General features: G+C 71.0%; 19 protein-coding genes. 7 read left to right on the top strand and 12 right to left on the bottom strand.

The window, feature by feature from the left end:
- A partial coding sequence (locus tag AN218_RS07000) for a helix-turn-helix transcriptional regulator (RefSeq protein ID WP_244900325.1) occupies nucleotides 1-627 on the top strand: 627 nt, incomplete at its 5' end.
- Between the two features lie 60 nt (nucleotides 628-687).
- Here the strand turns inward: AN218_RS07000 and AN218_RS06995 are convergent.
- Nucleotides 688-1,455 (bottom strand): SDR family NAD(P)-dependent oxidoreductase, encoded by a 768-nt coding sequence (locus AN218_RS06995; RefSeq protein ID WP_070015891.1) that lies wholly within the window; start codon nucleotides 1,453-1,455, stop codon nucleotides 688-690.
- A 147-nt stretch (nucleotides 1,456-1,602) separates the two neighbouring features.
- The gene (locus AN218_RS06990) at nucleotides 1,603-2,100 is read right to left on the bottom strand and encodes a MarR family winged helix-turn-helix transcriptional regulator (RefSeq protein ID WP_070015890.1); all 498 of its coding nucleotides are present in this window, start codon (nucleotides 2,098-2,100) and stop codon (nucleotides 1,603-1,605) included.
- Nucleotides 2,101-2,172: 72 nt separating this feature from the next.
- Between AN218_RS06990 and AN218_RS06985 the strand changes: the two genes are divergently transcribed.
- Nucleotides 2,173-3,042 (top strand): methyltransferase domain-containing protein, encoded by an 870-nt coding sequence (locus AN218_RS06985; protein WP_070015889.1) that lies wholly within the window; start codon nucleotides 2,173-2,175, stop codon nucleotides 3,040-3,042.
- The gene (locus tag AN218_RS06980; protein WP_244900324.1) at nucleotides 3,039-3,437 is read left to right on the top strand and encodes a VOC family protein; all 399 of its coding nucleotides are present in this window, start codon (nucleotides 3,039-3,041) and stop codon (nucleotides 3,435-3,437) included. Before AN218_RS06985 ends, AN218_RS06980 begins: the two co-directional genes overlap by 4 nt.
- Here AN218_RS06980 and AN218_RS06975 read toward each other — a convergent pair.
- Both AN218_RS06975 and AN218_RS06970 read right to left on the bottom strand, forming a co-directional pair.
- A complete protein-coding gene (locus AN218_RS06975) occupies nucleotides 3,427-3,813 on the bottom strand; it encodes a PIN domain-containing protein (RefSeq protein WP_070015888.1) in 387 nt (128 codons plus the stop codon). The genes AN218_RS06980 and AN218_RS06975 overlap by 11 nt on opposite strands.
- Complete coding sequence (locus AN218_RS06970; RefSeq protein WP_070015887.1) at nucleotides 3,810-4,061, bottom strand: hypothetical protein; 252 nt, start codon at nucleotides 4,059-4,061, stop codon at nucleotides 3,810-3,812. The genes AN218_RS06975 and AN218_RS06970 overlap by 4 nt, the downstream gene beginning before the upstream one ends.
- Before the next feature lie 88 nt (nucleotides 4,062-4,149).
- On the opposite strand from AN218_RS06970, the gene pip reads away from it, so the two are divergent.
- The gene (gene pip, locus AN218_RS06965) at nucleotides 4,150-5,139 is read left to right on the top strand and encodes a prolyl aminopeptidase (protein ID WP_070015886.1); all 990 of its coding nucleotides are present in this window, start codon (nucleotides 4,150-4,152) and stop codon (nucleotides 5,137-5,139) included.
- Between the two features lie 241 nt (nucleotides 5,140-5,380).
- The gene (locus tag AN218_RS06960) at nucleotides 5,381-6,391 is read left to right on the top strand and encodes a peptidoglycan-binding domain-containing protein (protein WP_070015892.1); all 1,011 of its coding nucleotides are present in this window, start codon (nucleotides 5,381-5,383) and stop codon (nucleotides 6,389-6,391) included.
- A 119-nt stretch (nucleotides 6,392-6,510) separates the two neighbouring features.
- Here the strand turns inward: AN218_RS06960 and AN218_RS06955 are convergent, their stop codons facing one another.
- Both AN218_RS06955 and AN218_RS06950 read right to left on the bottom strand, forming a co-directional pair.
- A complete protein-coding gene (locus tag AN218_RS06955; protein ID WP_244900327.1) occupies nucleotides 6,511-7,203 on the bottom strand; it encodes a TetR/AcrR family transcriptional regulator in 693 nt (230 codons plus the stop codon).
- On the bottom strand, nucleotides 7,203-8,213 hold the full coding sequence (locus AN218_RS06950; protein WP_070015884.1) for an acyl-CoA desaturase: 1,011 nt from the start codon (nucleotides 8,211-8,213) through the stop codon (nucleotides 7,203-7,205). The genes AN218_RS06955 and AN218_RS06950 overlap by 1 nt, the downstream gene beginning before the upstream one ends.
- 264 nt (nucleotides 8,214-8,477) lie before the next feature.
- Between AN218_RS06950 and ppc the strand changes: the two genes are divergently transcribed.
- A complete protein-coding gene (gene ppc / locus AN218_RS06945; RefSeq protein WP_070015883.1) occupies nucleotides 8,478-11,273 on the top strand; it encodes a phosphoenolpyruvate carboxylase in 2,796 nt (931 codons plus the stop codon).
- A 187-nt stretch (nucleotides 11,274-11,460) separates the two neighbouring features.
- Here the strand turns inward: ppc and AN218_RS06940 are convergent, their stop codons facing one another.
- The 6 genes from AN218_RS06940 to AN218_RS06915 all read right to left on the bottom strand — a co-directional run bounded on the left by AN218_RS06940 (nucleotide 11,461) and on the right by AN218_RS06915 (nucleotide 17,553).
- Complete coding sequence (locus tag AN218_RS06940; RefSeq protein ID WP_244900323.1) at nucleotides 11,461-12,030, bottom strand: hypothetical protein; 570 nt, start codon at nucleotides 12,028-12,030, stop codon at nucleotides 11,461-11,463.
- 221 nt (nucleotides 12,031-12,251) lie between these two features.
- Nucleotides 12,252-12,893 carry an aminoacyl-tRNA hydrolase gene (pth, locus tag AN218_RS06935; protein WP_070015881.1) on the bottom strand — a complete coding sequence of 214 codons (642 nt, stop codon included), beginning with the start codon at nucleotides 12,891-12,893 and terminating at the stop codon, nucleotides 12,252-12,254.
- 130 nt (nucleotides 12,894-13,023) lie between these two features.
- The gene (locus AN218_RS06930; protein ID WP_070015880.1) at nucleotides 13,024-13,632 is read right to left on the bottom strand and encodes a 50S ribosomal protein L25/general stress protein Ctc; all 609 of its coding nucleotides are present in this window, start codon (nucleotides 13,630-13,632) and stop codon (nucleotides 13,024-13,026) included.
- A gap of 397 nt (nucleotides 13,633-14,029) precedes the next feature.
- On the bottom strand, nucleotides 14,030-15,007 hold the full coding sequence (locus AN218_RS06925; protein WP_070015879.1) for a ribose-phosphate diphosphokinase: 978 nt from the start codon (nucleotides 15,005-15,007) through the stop codon (nucleotides 14,030-14,032).
- A gap of 130 nt (nucleotides 15,008-15,137) precedes the next feature.
- Nucleotides 15,138-16,631 (bottom strand): bifunctional UDP-N-acetylglucosamine diphosphorylase/glucosamine-1-phosphate N-acetyltransferase GlmU, encoded by a 1,494-nt coding sequence (gene glmU, locus AN218_RS06920; RefSeq protein ID WP_070015878.1) that lies wholly within the window; start codon nucleotides 16,629-16,631, stop codon nucleotides 15,138-15,140.
- Between the two features lie 214 nt (nucleotides 16,632-16,845).
- Entirely contained in the window at nucleotides 16,846-17,553 is a 708-nt protein-coding gene (locus AN218_RS06915; RefSeq protein WP_070015877.1) for a hypothetical protein, read from the bottom strand.
- A gap of 197 nt (nucleotides 17,554-17,750) precedes the next feature.
- Here AN218_RS06915 and AN218_RS06910 point away from each other — a divergent pair.
- On the top strand, nucleotides 17,751-18,682 hold a 932-nt coding region (locus AN218_RS06910; protein WP_107421377.1), incomplete at its 3' end, for a sensor histidine kinase.

Here is an 18,682-nt window from a genome sequence, read left to right as displayed (position 1 = left end):
CCAGGCGCCGGCAGCCCCGGAAGCCCCGGCGCGAACGGGTCCAACTGGGCGCAGCCGCCCGCCGGTTCGCCTCCCACACGGCTGAACGCCCCGCCGCCCGGGGCCACGTCGTCCGCGACTCCTTCCCCCACGGGCGGCATCCCGCTCGTCGGCGCCGTACGCAGCGACCACCCCGGTGTGCGCACCGTCGTCCTCGCCGAACGCGACGACCCGCGCCAGGCCGCGGCGGCGCTCCAGGCGGGCGCGGGCGGCTGGGTCGCCAAGGACTGTTCGCTCTCCCGGCTGCTCCAGGTCATCCGCGGCGTCCTCAAGGACGAGACACATCTGCCGCCCGCGCTGCTGACGGGCGTACTGAAGGAGCTGACGGCCTCCCGCAAGCACCGCACCGAGAGCGAACGCCTCGTGGAGTCGCTGACGCCGCGGGAACGCGAGGTGCTGCGCTGCATGGTCGCCGGGCTGGGCCGCAAGGCCGTCGCCGAGCGGCTGTATCTCTCCCCGCACACCGTCCGTACGCACATGCAGAACGTGCTGGGAAAGCTCGGCGTCCACTCGACGCTCGCGGCGGTCGCGCTGGCACGCCGGGCCGGGGTGGGCCCCGTGGACCTGGAGCCGAGCGCCGCACACTGAGCGCGCAGGCTCCGGAGACGGCAGGCCGGAGTCCGCAGGCCGCGGGTCGCATGCCGCCGCTCAGAGCGAGGTCTTGTACACGCTCCAGCCGCCGTCCACGACGAGGCTGTGCCCCGTCACATACGAGGCGTCGTCGGAGAGCAGAAAGGCGATCGCGGCGGCCACCTCGTCCGGTTCGCCGAAGCGGCCCGCCACGGTCTGCTCCACGGTGCGCAGCGCGTCCCGCTCGCTCGTGCCCTCCCACGCACCGGTGAGGATCGGCCCGGGCAGCACGCAGTTCACGCGGACCTGCGGCCCGTAGTCGACGGCGAGCTGCCGGCCCAGCCCCGTCAGCCCGGCCTTGGCCGCGGCGTACCCGGGACGCTCCCGCAGCCCCATCAGCGCCTGTACGGACGAGGTCAGCACGACGGCGCCGCGCCGCCCGCGCAGATCCTCCAGGCAGGCCCGCAGCCCGAGGAACGCCCCGGTCAGATTGACCCCGAGCTGCCACTGCCAGTCCGCGAGCGAGAGTTCACCGGCCGGGCCGGGCAGCATCAGCCCGGCGTTGCTCACGAGTCCGTCGACGGGCCCGAACCCCTCGTTGGCGACCCGCACCGCCCGCGCCCACGCGGGTTCGTCGGTCACATCGCCGAGCACGAACGCGGCACGGGCACCGGACGCGGTGATCTCACGGGCCGTGCGGTGGCCGTACTCCTCGTCGCTGTCGAGGATGACCACGGCCGCGCCCTCATCGGCGAGTCTGTGGGCCGTGGCGGCCCCGATGCCCGCGCCTCCGCCGGTGACGAGGACGGTGCGTCCCGCGAATCGATCCGAATGACGTCCGCCCATGCACGGATGCTACGGGCTCCGCGTCCCCGCCCGCAGCGGGGCACCCCCGGCGCGCCGCGGCGCACTGTGCGCCCCAACTGCCGTTCGTCATACGCGAGTTGACGAGCCGGGGGCGGGAGCTTCCGCCCGGCACCGGTACGTGGCCCGTCAGCCCGGGATGTTGTCGAAGGGCGCCGTCAACTGCCGTAGCAGCGAGCCCAGTTCGGCCCGCTGGGCGGAGGAGAGCTCGGCGAGGATCGCGCGTTCCTGGGCGAGGAGGGCGGCGAGGGCGCTGTCGGCGCGGTCCCGGCCTTCGGTGGTGAGCCGTACCAGCACGCCCCGCCGGTCGCTGGGATCGGGCAGCCGCTCGACGAGGCCCTTCTTGGCGAGCCGGTCGATGCGGTTCGTCATCGTCCCGGAGGTGACGAGGGTCTGGGTGAGGAGCTGTCCCGGCGAGAGCTGGTACGGCGTGCCCGCGCGGCGCAGCGCCGTCAGGACGTCGAACTCCCAAGGTTCCAGGCTGTGTTCGGAGAAGGCGATGCGGCGCGCGCGGTCCAGGTGCCGTGCGAGTCTGCTGACGCGGCTGAGCACCTCCAACGGCCCCACATCGAGGTCCGGGCGCTCGCGGCGCCATGCTGCCACCAGTCGGTCGACCTCGTCCTCCATGTGATCAGTGTAGTAGTTGTGTCGACATGAAGTCTCTTGACATCGAGATACCTTCGTTGGAGGCTGCCCACCATGACGACGCCAGTGTGGGACCCGCATCAGTACGCACGGCACTCCGGCCACCGCTCCCGCCCCGTCGCGGACCTGCTCGCCCGTGTGCCCGCCCTGCCCGACGAGACGAGCCCGCGCATCGCCGACCTCGGCTGCGGGCCCGGAGGCCCGTCCCTGCCGCTCGCCGAGCGCTGGCCCGGCGCCCGTATCACCGGCTACGACAACTCCTCCGCGATGCTCCGCGAGGCCCGCGCCCACGCCGGGCGTACGTCCGGAGGCGGCAGCCTCGACTTCGCCCACGCCGACCTGGCGGCCTGGAAGCCCTCCCGCGAGGGCGAGTTCGACCTGATCTTCTCCAACGCGGCACTCCAGTGGGTCGGCGCCGCCGACGACGACGGAGCGCCCGGCGGAGGAACTGCGGCCGCCGGCCATACGCGCTTCTTCCCCGACTGGGTACGCGGGCTGCCGCCCGGCGGCGTCCTCGCCTTCCAGGTGCCGGGCAACTTCGGCGCCCCCAGCCACACCCTGCTGCTGGAGCTGCGCAACTCCCCGCGCTGGCGCGGCCGTCTGGGCGCCACGAGCCGCGACGCCTCCGTCCTCGACCCGGTGGACTACCTCGCGCGACTGGACGCGCTGGGCTGCGAGACCGACGCCTGGGAGACGACGTACGCACATCTGCTGCACGGCGAGGACCCCGTACTGGACTGGGTCAAGGGCACGGCCCTGCGTCCCGTCCTCACGCTGCTCGCGGACGACCCGGAGGCGTGCGAGGAGTTCACCGCCGAGTACGGGCGGCTGCTGCGCGAGGCGTATCCGCCGCTGGGCGGCGACCCCGCGCGGGGCACGGTGCTGCCCTTCCGCCGGATCTTCGTCGTGGCGGTCAAGCGGTGACCGGCGCAGGGGCGGGATGCCCGATCGAAGCCCTCGACCATGTCCAACTCGCCGTCCCCGCAGGCTCGGAGGACACCCTGCGCGCGTTCTACGGTGACCTCCTCGGCATGACGGAGATCCCCAAGCCGGCGGCGCTGGCCGTACGCGGCGGCTGCTGGTTCGCGGCGGGGACCGTCGTGCTGCACCTCGGCGTCGAACGGGACTTCCGCCCGGCACGCAAGGCCCACCCCGGCATCCGCGTCCACGGCATCACCGCCCTCGCCGCCCGCCTCGCCGCCTCCGGCGCCCCCGTCACCTGGGACACGGACCTCCCGGGCCACCGCCGCTTCCACTCCGAGGACCCGGTGGGCAACCGCCTGGAGTTCCTGGAGCCCGTCGAGACGTCTACGGCCTGATGTCCAGGGTGCGCAGCTCCGGATAGAGCTCGGGACGTACGGTCACGACCGTCGCGCCGCTCGGCGAGACGGGCGAGAGCGGACTGGGCGTGGCCACGTGGACGACGTGCGACTCCGCCCATGCGTCCGGGCTCGCCTTGCTGACGGACAGGGCGGCCGGAAGGTCCATCTCGACGAAGACCACGCCCGGCAGGGCGGCGAAGTGCTCCGCGATGCCCTTGCGGTCCCACTCGGCCTGGATCAGCGCCCCCAGCGGTACGTACAACGACCACTCGGGACGGAAGTTGGACTGGTGGATCAGCGTCGACGCGAGGCGGTCGCCGGCACCGGCGGCGAGGAGCGCGGACGCGTCGAAGACGAAGCGGCGGCCGTTCACCGGAGGGACTCGATGCGCCGCTGAAGCTCGGCGAGGGACGCCTGCTCCTCCTCCTCGCTCGCGTCATACCCCGACAGCTCGTAGAGGACCTGCTTCGCCTCTGCGGCCTTGGCGACCATCTCCCGTTTCGTGGGCGTCGAGTTGGCGTACTCGCCCACTATGGCGCCGATGGAGGCCCCGCGGTCTCTCGCCAGTTCGGCGAGGCGGTCGCGGACATCGGCGGGCACGCGGATCATCGAGTCGGCCATGCGCCAAGTATACGTAGCCGTATACGGATTGCCCGTCCCGTCCGCCCTCCGTAGTGTTCCGCCGCGCCCCCGCCCGGAAGGATCACGCATGCCCAGTCGCCCCGATACGCGTCATCTCCATCCGCCCGTCGAGCCGTACGAGCAGGGGATGCTCGACGTCGGGGACGGCAACCGCGTGCACTGGGAGGTGTGCGGCAACCCGGACGGCAAGCCCGCGCTGCTCGTGCACGGTGGGCCCGGGTCGGGGTCCGGGACCGTCGCGCAGCGGCGCTTCGATCCCGAGCGGTACAAGATCGTCACCTTCGACCAGCGCGGCTGCGGACGCAGCACCCCGAGCGCCGCCGACCCGGCCACGGACATGCGGCACAACACCACCGCCCATCTCGTGGCCGACATGGAGCTGCTGCGTCAACACCTCGGCATCGCACGGTGGTTGCTGTTCGGCGGCTCGTGGGGCTCCACGCTGATCCTCGCCTACGCCGAGCGGCACCCGGAGCGCGTCTCGCAGATCGTCATCCCCGCGGTGACCACGACGCGGCGCTACGAGATCGAGTGGCTCTACCGGGGCGCCGGGCGCATCTTCCCCGAGGAGCGGCACCGCTTCCACGCGCACGTACCGGAAGCCGACCCCGACGCGGACCTCCCCGGCGTCCTCGCCGCCTACGCGCGCCGCATGGCGGACCCGGACCCCGCGGTGCGGGCCGCTGCCGCCGACGCGTGGTGCCGGTGGGAGGACGCGGTGCTCTCCATGGAGGCGCCGGGCGATGCCCCGAAGACGTACGGCGACCGGCCGCGGGAGGCCCGGCACGCCCTGGTCCGCATCTGCGCGCACTACTTCGCGCACGGCGCGTGGCTGGAGGAGGGGGCGCTGCTCAGGGACGCGGGGCGTCTGGCGGGCATACCCGGCGTGCTCGTCCACGGGCGCTTCGATCTGGGCGGTCCGCTGGACACGGCGTGGGAGCTGTCACGGGCCTGGCCCGACGCGCGTCTGGTGGTCGTCGAGGACGCCGGTCATCTGGGCAGCGAGACGACGAGCGCCGAAATCCGCGCCGCGCTCGACGAGTTCGCGTCCCGCTGACCGCAGGGACAGGGCCCCACCTCACGAAATCCGAAGCGGAATCGGCGGTTTCGCGATGGCCCGGATTGTCGGTCTTAGCGGGACGACCGGCGATTCCGGATGTGACGAAAGCGTGAAAATTTAGCCCGGCTCCGAGGGATGGCATGAACATGCACGACCATATGTGCTCCGTCGGCCCCTGAATCCGCACCGGGCACGACGCCCCACCGTCCCCCCACAGGCAGGAGGTGCCGCCGTGCTCATGTCCACACTGAGCCGCCGGGCCAGACTCTTCGCAGCCACAGCCGTCGCCGGCGGCGTCGCGCTCGTCGGCGCGATCGCCGTACCGTCCTCGTTCGCCGACGCACCGGCCAAGACCAAGGTCACCGCGGAGCAGCAGGCCAAGGCCGAGCTGAGTCCCAAGGAGATGCTGGACCGGGCCGCCACCTGGCTCACCGCCAACAACGGCTCCCAGGTGCCCTACAGCCAGACCAAGACCTGGACCGACGGCTACCGGCAGGACTGCTCCGGCTATGTCTCGATGACGCTCGGACTGTCCAAGCCCGGCCCCAACACCGTCGGCCTCGCCAGCGACCGCGGCATCACCACCCCCATCGGCCTCGGCGACCTCAAGGCCGGCGACCTGCTCATCGACGCCGACGGCTCCAACACCACACGCCACGTGGTGATCTTCGAGAAGTGGACCGACTCCTCGCACAGCGCCTACTCGGCCTTCGAGCAGCGCGGCAGCCATGGCACCGACCACCGCGTGCTGGACTACGGACTCGACTCCGGCTCTGAGTACAAGCCCTACCGTCCCGTGAAGCTGTCGGGCGACGCCCCGCCGGACACCCCGGCACCGCCCACCGCGAAGTGGCCCATGCTCACCAAGGGCGCGAACGGCGCGGACGTCACCACCGCCCAGTATCTGCTGCGCGCCCACGGGCATATGACCGCCGCCGACGGCGACTACGGCGCCAAGACCGTCGAGCAGGCCAAGGCGTTCCAGTCCGGTGCGGGCCTGGTCTCCGACGGCGAGATCGGCCCCAAGACCTGGCCCAAGCTGATCAAGTCGGTCAAGCAGGGCTCGTCCGGTGACGCCGTACGTGCCGCGCAGACGCAACTGAACGTCTACGGCCACGGCTTGAAGGTCGACGGCAACTTCGGCGCCGTCACGGACAAGGCCGTCAAGGCGTTCCAGAAGGAGCACAAGCTGACCGTGGACGGTCTCGTCGGCCCGCAGACGTGGGCGGCGCTCGTCGGCACCCGCTGACCTGACCCGCCGTCCGCTCGCTCGGCTCACTCGGCACGACAAGGCGCCCCCGTTCCCCGGGACTCCGGGAAGCGGGGGCGCCTGTGTGTGCGTGTCCGTCGGCGCCCGCGGCGCCGCGATCAGCTACGCCGGTGGCCTATCAGCCGCGGCTTCGCCTCCAGTCCGTCCAGTCCGTGCCACGCCAAGTTGACCAGATGCGCGGCGACTTCGGCCTTCTTCGGCTTGCGTACGTTCAGCCACCACTGTCCCGTCAGCGCGACCATGCCGACCAGCGCCTGTGCGTACAGCGGCGAGAGCTTCGGGTCGAAGCCCCGGGACTTGAACTCGCGGCCGAGGATGTCCTCGACCTGTGTCGCGATGTCGCTGATCAACGACGCGAAGTTGCCCGTCGACTGGGCCACGGGCGAATCGCGGACGAGGATGCGGAAGCCGTCGGTGTAGACGTCGATGTAGTCGAGCAGCGCGAACGCCGCCTGCTCCAGCAGCTCCCGCGGATGCCCGGCGGTCAGAGCGCTGGTCACCATGTCCAGAAGCTGCCGCATCTCACGGTCGATGACGACGGCGTAGAGCCCTTCCTTGCCGCCGAAGTGCTCGTAGACCACCGGCTTGGAGACGTTCGCCTTCGCCGCGATCTCCTCGACGGACGTGCCCTCGAAGCCCCGTTCGGCGAAGAGGGCACGTCCGATGTCGAGAAGCTGCTCGCGGCGTTCCTTGCCGCTCATCCGGCGGCGGGCGGCCCGCTTCTCCTTCTTGGCGGCCCTGGCCGCTCTCGCGGGCTTGGCGGTGCTGTCATCGATCGGCACGGTCTCCATCATGCCGCTTGGCGTGACGGCTCCTTGCGGCGGGAGTCGATACGGGAGCGGGCCGGCCAGCGCACGTCGTACGCCCAGCCCGCCTTCTCCAGCCAGCGGATGATGCGGGCGCTGGAGTCGATCTGTCCGCGCTCCACGCCGTGCCGGGCGCTCGTCGGGTCCGCGTGGTGCAGGTTGTGCCAGGACTCACCGCAGGAGAGGATCGCCAGCCACCACACGTTGCCCGACTTGTCACGGGACTTGAACGGCCGCTTGCCGACCGCGTGGCAGATGGAGTTGATGGACCAGGTGACGTGGTGCAGCAGCGCCACACGCACCAGGGAGCCCCAGAAGAACGCCGTCAGCGCACCCTGCCAGGACATCGTGGCCAGCCCGCCGATCACGGCCGGCAGCAGCAGCGAGACCGCGGTCCACAGCACGAACTGCCGCGAGACGGCCCGGATCGCCGGGTCCTTGATCAGGTCCGGCGCGTACTTGTGCTGCGGCGTCTGCTCCTCGTCGAACATCCAGCCGACGTGCGCCCACCACAGGCCCTTCATCAGGGCGGGGACGGTCTCGCCGAAGCGCCACGGCGAGTGCGGGTCGCCCTCGGCGTCGGAGAACTTGTGGTGCTTGCGGTGGTCGGCGACCCAGCGCACCACGGGACCCTCCACGGCCAGCGACCCCAGGATCGCCAGCGTGATGCGCAGCGGCCGCTTCGCCTTGAACGACCCGTGGGTGAGGTAGCGGTGGAAGCCGATGGTGATGCCGTGGCAGCCGATGAAGTACATCGCCGTGAGCAGGCCCAGATCCAGCCAGCTCACGCCCCAGCCCCACATCAGCGGCACCGCGGCCAGCAGCGCCACGAAGGGGACGACGATGAAGCCCAGCAGGGCGATCTGCTCGGCCGAGCGGCGCTTCTCGCCGCCCAGCGTCGCGGAGGGGAGCGGGGAGTCGGGGGCGGTCTCGTCGGAGGGTTTCTTCCGGGCGCCGGTGGAGCTGTCGAGTACGTCCGGGGGGCTGGTGGTCATAGATGTCCCTTGTCAGAGCGGTAAGGGGCTTCAACGTCGCGCACGGTTCGCCTTCCCGTGCCCACGCGAGCCTACGGAACCGTAACCTACGGCATCGTAAGTATGGCAGCCCTCACCGGCCGGGCAAGGGGTACGGGGCCGCCCGGCCCTGTGCTCACCCATCGGACGGCGCCACGGACGGCGGGACCCCCGCGCATATCCTGGGGACGCCGGACAGCGCGGTCCGTGACCTGCCCGAAGCGAACGCTGCAAGGAGCCGCACCTGTGAGCAGTGCCGATGTGAACCGTGCCGAGACCCCCCGCGACCAGGGCGGAAACGGGTCCGCAGCCGGCACCGCGGCCGACGCCGCCGACACCGAGTCCACCAGCGCGCTGCGCGCCGACATCCGCCGCCTCGGCGACCTGCTGGGGGAGACCCTCGTACGTCAGGAGAGCGCGGAGCTGCTCGACCTGGTCGAGCGCGTACGGAGGCTGACCCGCAGCGACGGGGAGGCCGCCGCCGACCTGCTGCGCCGCACCGACCTGGAGACCGCCACCAAGCTCGTACGGGCCTTCTCCACCTACTTCCATCTGGCGAACGTCACCGAGCAGGTGCACCGCGGACGGGAGCTGCGCGCCCGCCGCGCCGCCGAGGGCGGCAACCTCTCCCGTACCGCCGACATGCTCAAGGACGCCGACCCGGCCCATCTCGCCGAGACCGTACGGAACCTCGGCGTGCGGCCCGTCTTCACCGCGCACCCCACCGAGGCGGCGCGGCGCTCCGTCCTCACCAAGCTCCGCAAGATCGCCGAACTCCTCGAACACCACGACCCGTTGGACCGGGGACGCACCGATCTGCGGCTCGCCGAGAACGTCGACCTCGTCTGGCAGACCGACGAACTGCGCGTCGCACGCCCCGAGCCCGCCGACGAGGCCCGTAACGCCGTCTACTACCTGGACGAGCTGCACCGCGGCGCCGTCGGCGACGTACTGGAGGACCTCGCCGCCGAACTCGACCGCGCGGGCGCCCCGTTGCCGCCCGGCACCCGCCCGCTGACCTTCGGCACCTGGATCGGCGGCGACCGCGACGGCAACCCCAACGTCACCCCCGACGTGACCTGGGAGGTGCTGCTGCTCCAGCACGAGCACGGCATCACCGACGCCCTGGAGCACGTCGACGAGCTGCGCGGCGCCCTGTCCAACTCCATCCGCAACAGCGGCGCCACCACCGAACTGCTGGACTCCCTCAGCCACGACCTGGAACGGCTGCCGGAGATCAGCCCCCGCTACAAGCGCCTCAACGCCGAGGAGCCCTACCGCCTCAAGGCCACCTGCATCCGGCAGAAGCTCCTCCACACCCGTGAGCGGCTCGCCTCCGGCGCACCCCACGCCGAGGGGCGCGACTATCTGGGCACCGCCGAACTCATCGAGGACCTGACGCTGCTCCAGACGTCGCTGCGCGCACACCGCGGCGAACTCGTCGCCGACGGCCGCCTGGAGCGCGTCCTGCGCACCCTCGCCGCGTTCGGACTCCAGCTCGCCACCATGGACGTACGCGAGCACGCCGACGCCCACCACCACGCGCTCGGGCAGCTCTTCGACCGCCTCGGCGAGGAGTCCTGGCGCTACCTCGACATGCCCCGCGAGTACCGGCAGCGGCTGCTCGCCAAGGAGCTGCGCTCCCGCCGTCCCCTCTCGCCCTCGCCGGCGCCGCTGGACGCGGCCGGGGCGAAGACCCTCGGCGTCTTCAGCACCGTCCGCAAGGCGCTGGAGACCTTCGGGTCCGAGGTCATCGAGTCGTACATCATCTCCATGTGCCAGGGCGCGGACGACGTCTTCGCCGCCGCCGTCCTCGCGCGCGAGGCGGGCCTGATCGACCTGCACGCCGGCTGGGCGAAGATCGGCATCGTCCCGCTGCTGGAGACCACCGACGAGCTGCGGATCGCCGACGAACTCCTCGACGCGATGCTCTCCGACCCCTCCTACCGCAAGCTCGTCTCGCTCCGCGGCGACCTCCAGGAGGTCATGCTCGGCTACTCCGACTCCTCCAAGTTCGGCGGCATCACCACCTCCCAGTGGGAGATCCACCGCGCACAGCGCAGGCTCCGCGACGTCGCCCACCGGCACGGCGTACGGCTGCGGCTCTTCCACGGACGCGGCGGCACCGTCGGACGCGGCGGCGGCCCCACGCACGACGCGATCCTCGCCCAGCCCTGGGGCACCCTGGAGGGCGAGATCAAGCTCACCGAGCAGGGCGAGGTCATCTCCGACAAGTACCTGGTGCCGTCGCTGGCCCGGGAGAACCTGGAGCTGACCGTCGCCGCGACCCTCCAGGCGTCCGCGCTGCACACCGCGCCCCGCCAGTCCGACGAGGCGCTCGCCCGCTGGGACGCCGCGATGGACACCGTCTCCGACGCGGCACACGGCGCCTACCGCAGGCTCGTCGAAGACCCGGACCTGCCCGCGTACTTCTTCGCCGCGACGCCCGTCGACCAGCTCGCCGAACTCCACCTGGGCTCACGGCCGTCCCGGCGGCCCGACAGCGGCGCCGGACTGGACGGGCTGCGCGCCATCCCGTGGGTCTTCGGCTGGACGCAGTCGCGGCAGATCGTGCCCGGCTGGTACGGCGTGGGCACGGGCCTGAAGGCGGCCCGCGAGGCCGGGCTCGACGGGGTGCTCCAAGAGGCCCACGAACACTGGCACTTCTTCCAGAACTTCCTGGCCAACGTCGAGATGACCCTCGCCAAGACGGATCTGCGCATCGCGCAGCACTACGTCGACACGCTCGTACCGGACGAGCTGAAGCACGTCTTCGACGCCATCCGGGCCGAGCACGACCTGACCGTACGGGAAGTGCTCGGCATCACCGGCGAACGCGAACTGCTCGACGCCAACCCCGTGTTGAAGCAGACCTTCGCCATCCGCGACGCCTACCTCGACCCGCTCTCCTATCTCCAGGTCACGCTGCTGCACCGGCAGCGTGCCGCCGCCGAACGCGGAGAGGAGCCCGACCAGATGCTCAGCCGTGCGCTGCTGCTGACGGTCAACGGCGTCGCGGCGGGACTGCGCAACACCGGCTGAGACGCGGGGCGTACGGACGTACGGGAGGTACGGGCGTACGCGCCGACGGTGCGACGGGTGCGGCGTCGCACGGCGGGAGACACAACCGCCGTGCGGCGCCGCGCAGTTGTGTACGGGCTTGTACGCGGACTCTGTGCGGGGCCCGAATCCGCAGACGGGCAGGGGCGGTTCAGTACCGAGGGGCGGTTCAGTACTGGAGCACCGCCCACGAGGCGCACATCAGCGCCACGCCCAGCAGCCCCAGCACCAGCGCCGTACGCCGCATCCGCATCCCGCCGCCGACCACCAGCGAGGCCAGCACCAGCGCACCGCCCAGCGGCACCGAGCCGTACAGCGCACCCGAGGGTCCCGTCCGTACGGCTTCCTTGGTGCCCGGCTTCAGCGCCACCTGAAGCCGCTCGCCGACCCTGCCGGACGCGGACTCGGTGATCGTCACCTTCCGCGGCTGCGAACCGCCGCCCGCCGTCGTGGGGATGAACGTTCCGGCGCACTCCTCGTCGGTGCACTCCGCGATCCGTACCGTGCCCCGTACGTCGCCGGTCAGCGCCGGGCCCGCCGTCTGCCACGACGTCCAGCCGCCGGCCACCAGCAGCAGCGCGGAGACCAGGGACAGCACGACGTTGCGCGTCAGCAGCAGCACCCCGAACATGCTCTCCCCGGCGCGGCGGGTGCGGCTGCGCTTGGCCCGGGGAGGCCGCGTGGAGGATTCCGCCGCAGGGGATGCCGGGGACGACGGGGGCGAGGACGAAGAGGACATGGCCGCGATCCTTGGGCACACCATCCGGAGGGTCAACCTCCGCACCCCGCTCGGGTGCGGAACGTCCGGTCCGCCCGGCTCGTCCCGAACGGCCGCCTGGCGCACCCCCGTTGCCGTGCCGCCGCCGGGCTTCGACGCCGGCTTCCGGCGTCAACTCCCGTACAGGCCCGGCGCGTTGGGCCGGGGCCCGAGCCGTGCCGCGCGCGCCCGTACGCGCCGCCCTACGAGTTGTACGTGCTCTGCGCCCGCTCCAGGCCGTCCAGCACCAGCGCCTCCACCGCGTCCGCCGCACGATCCGTGAAGTAGTCCAGCTCCTTGCGCTCCGGCGCGGAGAAGTCCTTCAGCACGTAGTCCGCCACCGGCATCCGCCCCGGCGGCCTCCCCACCCCGAAACGCACCCGGAAATACCCCGGACCCAGCGACTTCGTCAGGGACTTCAGCCCGTTGTGGCCGTTGTCGCCGCCGCCCTGCTTCAGCCGCAGCACACCGAACCCGATGTCCAACTCGTCGTGCACGACGACGATCCGCTCCAGCGGCACCTTGTAGAAGTCCCGCAGCGCCGTCACCGGACCCCCGGAGAGATTCATGTACGACATCGGCTGCGCCAGCACCACCCGGCACGACGAGGCCGACCCCGGCGCACCGAACCGCCCCTCCAGCACCCGCGCCCGCGACTTGTGCGTCTTGAACTTCCCCCCGATACGGGCCGCCAGCAGATCCGTCACCAGGAAACCCACGTTGTGCCGGTTGCCCGCGTACTCCGGGCCCGGATTGCCCAGCCCCACCACCAGCCACGGCCCCGACGGGCCGCCGCCCGCACCACCGGCGGCACCGGCGCCACCCGAACCGGCAACACTCGTCATCAGAACGGCCCTTCACAAACTCGTCGGTCGACGGCAGCGGAACGACCGCCGCCGCGCTCCACCCGGCCGAGCGGCCGGGGAACGCGGCGGCAGTCGGAGAACGGAACCGGGAACACGCCCCGGAACCGGATCACTCAGGGGCGACCTCGCTCGGCGCCTCCGCCTCGCCCTCGGTCTCCTCGTCCGCGGCCGGCTCCTCGGCCTGGGCCGCCAGCACCTGGATGACGACCTCGTCCTCCTCGACGGTCAGCGTCGTGCCCTTCGGCAGCTTGATCTCGCCCGCCGTGACCGAGTCGCCCGCGTCCAGGCCCTCCACCGACACCGTGACCGACTCCGGGATGTGCGTCGCCTCGGCCTCGACCGGAAGCGCCACCAGCACGTGCTCCAGCAGGTTCTGCCCGGGAGCCAGATCGCCCTCGACGTGGATCGGGATGTCCACGCTGACCTTCTCGCCGCGGCGCACCACCAGCAGGTCCGCGTGGACCAGGAAGCCGCGGATCGCCTCGCGCTGCACGGCCTTCGGGATGACGAGCTGCTTCTTGCCCTCGACGTCCAGGTGGATCAGGACGTTCGGCGTCTTCAGCGCCATCATCATGTCGTAGCTGGGCAGCGCCACGTGGACCGGGTCCTCACCGTGGCCGTAGATCACCGCGGGGATCTTCTCCTCGCGGCGCAGACGACGAGCAGCGCCCTTGCCGAACTCGGAACGGATGCTCGCGGAAAGATTGACGTCAGCCATGCTGCGCTCCTCGCACTCGAAACGGATCCCGTATCTGGGGTGTCACTCGGTCCGTCCACGACAGACCGGCCACGCCGCAGAGCCGGCCGCGCACCAAGCCGCGAAGACCCTGGCGAAGAGCGCGCGTCGATAACGGATGAGCCATGCCGTACGACCAGCGCACGCACACGGCCTCCCTCGCCGAGCGACAACGGGAGTCTACGGGGCGGGGGAGGCCGTGCGGAAATCGATCAGCCCGTGGGCGACGAAGCGCTCACGAACCGCTCACGGAGCGGCACATGGAGTCGCTCACCGGATCGTTCATGGAAGCGTGATGCGTTCACGGGGCGGGCGCCCGTGGATTCGCTCAGGAGATGCAGGCAGGGGATGCGCGCCGGGGGTGCGTACGAGCAGTCGCTCACGCCTGCTCGTCGAAGAGACTCGTCACTGAGCCGTCCTCGAAGACCTCCCGCACCGCACGCGCGATCGTCGGCGCCATCGACAGCACCGTGATCTTGTCCAGATCCTGCTCGCCCGGCGTCGGCAGCGTATTGGTGAACACGAACTCGCTCACCTTCGAGTTCTTCAACCGGTCCGCGGCCGGACCCGACAGCACACCGTGCGTCGCCGTGACGATGACGTCCTCCGCGCCGTTCGCGAACAGCGCGTCCGCCGCCGCACAGATCGTGCCGCCCGTGTCGATCATGTCGTCCACCAGCACACACACCCGGCCCTCGACATCGCCGACGACCTCGTGCACCGTCACCTGGTTCGCCACCTCCGGATCGCGCCGCTTGTGCACGATCGCCAGCGGCGCCCCCAGCCGGTCCGCCCAGCGGTCCGCCACCCGCACCCGGCCCGCGTCCGGCGAGACCACCGTCAGCTTGTCCCGGTCCACCTGCTCGCCCACATAGTCCGCGAGAATCGGAAGCGCGAAAAGATGATCCACCGGACCGTCGAAGAAACCCTGAATCTGATCCGTGTGCAGATCCACCGTGAGAATCCGGTCCGCACCCGCCGTCTGCAGCAGATCCGCCATCAACCGCGCCGAAATCGGCTCACGGCCACGGTGCTTCTTGTCCTGCCGCGCATAACCGTAGAACGGAACGATCACCGTCACACTGCGGGCCGAAGCACGCTTCAAAGCATCGATCATGATCAGTTGCTCCATGATCGACTTGTTGATCGGAGCCGTGTGGCTCTGCATCAGGAAGCAGTCGGCGCCACGCGCGGACTCCTGGAAGCGGACGTAGATCTCGCCGTTCGCGAAGTCGAAAGTCTTGGTCGGGACAACACCGATACCAAGCTGCTCCGCGACCTCCTCCGCAAGCTCGGGGTGGGCGCGGCCGGAGAAGAGCATCAACTTCTTCTCGCCGGTCGTTTTGATCCCGGTCACTGCACCGTCTCCTTGAGTTCCGCGGGGCGTGCGTGCGTCCCAACCGTACGCCCCGGCCATCGGCCCCGCGCACCCGGATCCGAACATCCGCGCTCGTCAGCCGCCCTGCGAACTGCCCGCGCACCCACGGTCACCCGGCGCCGTCACCCGAACCGGAAGCGCCCTCCGAAGCACTGCCCGGCGCACCTTCCGGCGCGCTCTCCGCCGCACGCGCCGACGCGCTCCCCGGCCGCTTACGCGCCACCCAGCCCGCGATATTGCGCTGTTGACCACGCGCCACCGCCAGCGAACCCGCCGGAACATCCTTCGTGATCACCGAACCCGCCGCCGTATAGGCGCCGTCCCCGACCGTGACAGGCGCCACGAACATGTTGTCCGCACCGGTCTTGCAGTGCGAACCGATCGACGTCCGGTGCTTGTTCTCACCGTCGTAATTCACGAACACCGTCGCCGCACCGATGTTGCTGTGCTCACCCACCGACGCGTCACCCACGTACGAAAGATGCGGAACCTTCGAACCCTCGCCGATCTCCGCGTTCTTGATCTCGACGAAACCGCCCACCTTCGACGTCACACCCAGCTTCGTCCCCGGACGCAAATACGTGAACGGACCGACCTTCGCCCCCGCGCCGATCTCCGCACCCGACGCCACCGTGTTGTTCACCGACGCACCCGAACCCACCGCCGTATCGGCCAATTGAGAATTCGGACCCACCTCGCACCCCGCCGCCAGATGCGTCGCACCCGTCAACTGCGTGCCCGGCAGCACCAGTACGTCCTGCTCGTACGACACCGACACATCCAGCCACGTCGACGACGGATCGACCACCGTCACACCCGCCAGCATCGCCCGCTCCAGCAGCCGGCCGTTCAGCAGCGCCCGCGCCTCCGCCAACTGCACACGGTTGTTGATCCCCAGGATCTCCCGGTGATCGCCCGCCACTGCGGCGCCCACCCGGTGCCCCGCACTGCGCAGAATGCCGAGCACGTCCGTCAGATACTCCTCGCCCTGACTGTTGTCCGTACGCACCTTGCCCAGGGCGTCCGACAGCAACTGCGCGTCGAACGCGAACACTCCGGAATTGATCTCCGTCAGCGCGCGCTGCTCCGGCGTCGCGTCCTTGTGCTCGACGATCGCCGTCACCGCGCCGCTCTCCGGATCGCGCACGATGCGTCCGTACCCCGTGGAGTCCGGCACCTCGGCGGACAGGACAGTCACGGCGTTGCCGTCCGAGGCATGCGTGTCCGCCAGCGCTTGCAGCGTCTCGCTCGTCAGCAGCGGGGTGTCCCCGCACGTGACGACCACCGTGCCGTCGAGCGCGACACCGCTGCCCGACAGCTCCTCCAGCGCCATGCGGACGGCGTGGCCGGTGCCGTTCTGCTCGTACTGCACGGCCGTACGCACGTCGGCGTCCACCTCGGCGAGATGCGCGGCCACCTGCTCCCGTGCGTGGCCGACGACCACGACGAGATGCTCGGGGGACAGACTGCGGGAGGCGGCGACGACATGGCCGAGAAGGGAACGGCCGCAGATCTCGTGCAGGACCTTGGGCGTCGCCGACTTCATGCGGGTGCCCTCACCCGCTGCGAGTACGACGACGGCTGCCGGGCGGTTGACGCTCACGGATGTGCCCTTCGGCTACGGGGTCAGGGGGAACACCCGCAGGATACCGGTGGGTTACGTGAGGGCCCCTTTCCGGACACGAGAGCGGGCCCCGACCTCGGGAAGGGGTGGGGGCCCGTATTCGAACTTCCGGCTCCCCCGCAAGGATTCGAACCTTGACTACCAAGACCAAAACTTGGGGTGCTGCCTGGTTACACCACAGGGGATCGACGCGTCAGACCTTACCCGACCCGTGGGAGCCGGGCAGGCTCCGGGGAACAGCGATGGCGATCCCCGACCACCAGCCCTCGATGCGGCGGCAGAGACCGGCGCATCGCAGGACCCGCACGACGAGGCAGCCTCTGTAGTCGGCCCCGACGTTCTTACGGACCGTCTTCGGGTTGTGCTTCTTGAGGGTGGTCTTCCCGAAGTCCGCGGTGTCGCGGCCGACGAGCTCCGCCCAGTAGCGCTCCGCTCCCGCGACGTCCGCCGACTCGTGGATCATCACCGAGAAGCGTACGTCTCCGGGCGGGACGTCCAACAGGGCGAGCCAGGCCAGATAGACCGTGATCATGCCGGGGTCGCTGTTGACGAACGTGACCTTCTCGCGCGGCTGGTGGGCCTTGCGCTTCGTCCCCTCCGCCCAGTACAGCCCCACCCCGATCAGGAACAGTTCGCGGTCGGTCAGGGTGCCGATCTCCCGTTTCGCGGCTTCCAGTGCGCGCGTGCGCTCGCGGTCGCGCCGGGCGCGGTAGGGCGCCCACCGGGCCTCGCTCATCACGTGCATGCGCTCCGGTGAGGGGCGGGGCTTGGGGAGGTCGCGCACCCACAGGGACACCGAGCTCTTCGCCACTCCCAGTTCGGCCACGATCTCGTCGTACGTACGCCCCACGCGCCGCAGCCGCCGTGCGCGGGCCTTGAGTTGGGGTTTCGCGTGGACCATGGCGCAAGCCTCCGCCGGCTTGGGACGTTATGTGCCGGAACCGTGCGTTGTTCGCCAGTTCGAGCGAGGAACGGCCGTTTTCGGTGTGTGTACCGCCGGGGGCTGCTGTTGTGCGGAACGTACGGTTCCGGCGACGGAATCGACGGTTCCTTCACGAGCCGGAAAACCCGTCGCCCACCGGTCGTACGCTGGTCCGTATGACCGAGACGGGGGAGACGCGGACCGTCGGCGGGCCGTGGTGGTGGACGCGGCGGCGGAGCGCCGCGCTGGACATCGCGCTCGGCCTGTGTTCCGCCGCGGAGTGCGCCGTGCAGGGCGTGAACTTCGCCGACGAGGCGGGGCTGCCGACGCCGGCCGGTGTGCTGCTCGGGCTGGTGGCGGGGTCGGTGCTGGTGCTGCGCAGACGCTGGCCGATCGCGGTGGTGCTGGTCTCCATCGCGCTGTCGCCCGCGGAGATGGGGTTCCTGCTCGGCTTCGTCGGGCTCTACAGCCTGGCCGTCGCCTCGGGGGTCCCGCGCCGGATCACGGTGCTGCTCTCGGCGATGCAGGCGGTGGCGGTGGTGATCGTCCTGCTCGTACGGCTGCACCAGAGCGTCGGGCAGGACCCGGGGTTCGATCCGCCGGCGTGGTTCATCCCGGCGATCTCGGTGCTGATCGGGATCGGTGTGACGGCGCCGCCGGTGCTGATGGGCCTGTACGTGGGCGCGCGGCGGCGGCTCGTGGAGTCGCTGCGGGAGCGGGCGGACGGTCTGGAGCGGGAGTTGGCGCTGCTGGCGGACCGCGCGGAGGAGCGCGCGGAGTGGGCGCGCAGCGAGGAGCGGACGCGGATCGCGCGCGAGATGCACGACGTGGTGGCGCACCGGGTGTCGCTGATGGTGGTGCACGCGGCGGCGTTGCAGGCGGTGGCGCTGAAGGATCCGGAGAAGGCGTCGAAGAACGCGGCGCTGGTGGGTGACATGGGCCGGCAGGCGCTGAACGAGCTGCGGACGATGCTGGGGGTGCTGCGGTCGCCGGAGCGTACGCAGGAGCCGGGGCCGGAGGGCTCGGGGTCCGCGCGGGGCGCGGACGGCGAGGTCCGTGGCGCCGGCGGTACGGCGGCCGGTGCCGGGGGTGCGTCGGTGCGGCTGGC

It is taken from the genome of Streptomyces nanshensis, from assembly GCF_001751255.1.
Classification (GTDB): Bacteria; Actinomycetota; Actinomycetes; order Streptomycetales; family Streptomycetaceae; genus Streptomyces; species Streptomyces nanshensis_A.
Note: the sequence above shows the minus strand (reverse complement) of the source record. Positions and strands in the feature narration are given on the sequence as shown.

What these genes read in the sequence shown, in the direction of transcription:
- AN218_RS06995 (WP_070015891.1), bottom strand. Translation starts at nt 1,455, where the DNA reads ATGGGCGGACGTCATTCGGATCGATTCGCGGGACGCACCGTCCTCGTC.
- AN218_RS06990 (WP_070015890.1), bottom strand. Translation starts at nt 2,100, where the DNA reads ATGGAGGACGAGGTCGACCGACTGGTGGCAGCATGGCGCCGCGAGCGC.
- AN218_RS06985 (WP_070015889.1), top strand. Translation starts at nt 2,173, where the DNA reads ATGACGACGCCAGTGTGGGACCCGCATCAGTACGCACGGCACTCCGGC.
- AN218_RS06970 (WP_070015887.1), bottom strand. Translation starts at nt 4,061, where the DNA reads ATGGCCGACTCGATGATCCGCGTGCCCGCCGATGTCCGCGACCGCCTC.
- pip (WP_070015886.1), top strand. Translation starts at nt 4,150, where the DNA reads ATGCCCAGTCGCCCCGATACGCGTCATCTCCATCCGCCCGTCGAGCCG.
- AN218_RS06960 (WP_070015892.1), top strand. Translation starts at nt 5,381, where the DNA reads ATGTCCACACTGAGCCGCCGGGCCAGACTCTTCGCAGCCACAGCCGTC.
- AN218_RS06955 (WP_244900327.1), bottom strand. Translation starts at nt 7,203, where the DNA reads ATGGAGACCGTGCCGATCGATGACAGCACCGCCAAGCCCGCGAGAGCG.
- AN218_RS06950 (WP_070015884.1), bottom strand. Translation starts at nt 8,213, where the DNA reads ATGACCACCAGCCCCCCGGACGTACTCGACAGCTCCACCGGCGCCCGG.
- AN218_RS06940 (WP_244900323.1), bottom strand. Translation starts at nt 12,030, where the DNA reads ATGTCCTCTTCGTCCTCGCCCCCGTCGTCCCCGGCATCCCCTGCGGCG.
- pth (WP_070015881.1), bottom strand. Translation starts at nt 12,893, where the DNA reads ATGACGAGTGTTGCCGGTTCGGGTGGCGCCGGTGCCGCCGGTGGTGCG.
- AN218_RS06930 (WP_070015880.1), bottom strand. Translation starts at nt 13,632, where the DNA reads ATGGCTGACGTCAATCTTTCCGCGAGCATCCGTTCCGAGTTCGGCAAG.
- AN218_RS06915 (WP_070015877.1), bottom strand. Translation starts at nt 17,553, where the DNA reads ATGGTCCACGCGAAACCCCAACTCAAGGCCCGCGCACGGCGGCTGCGG.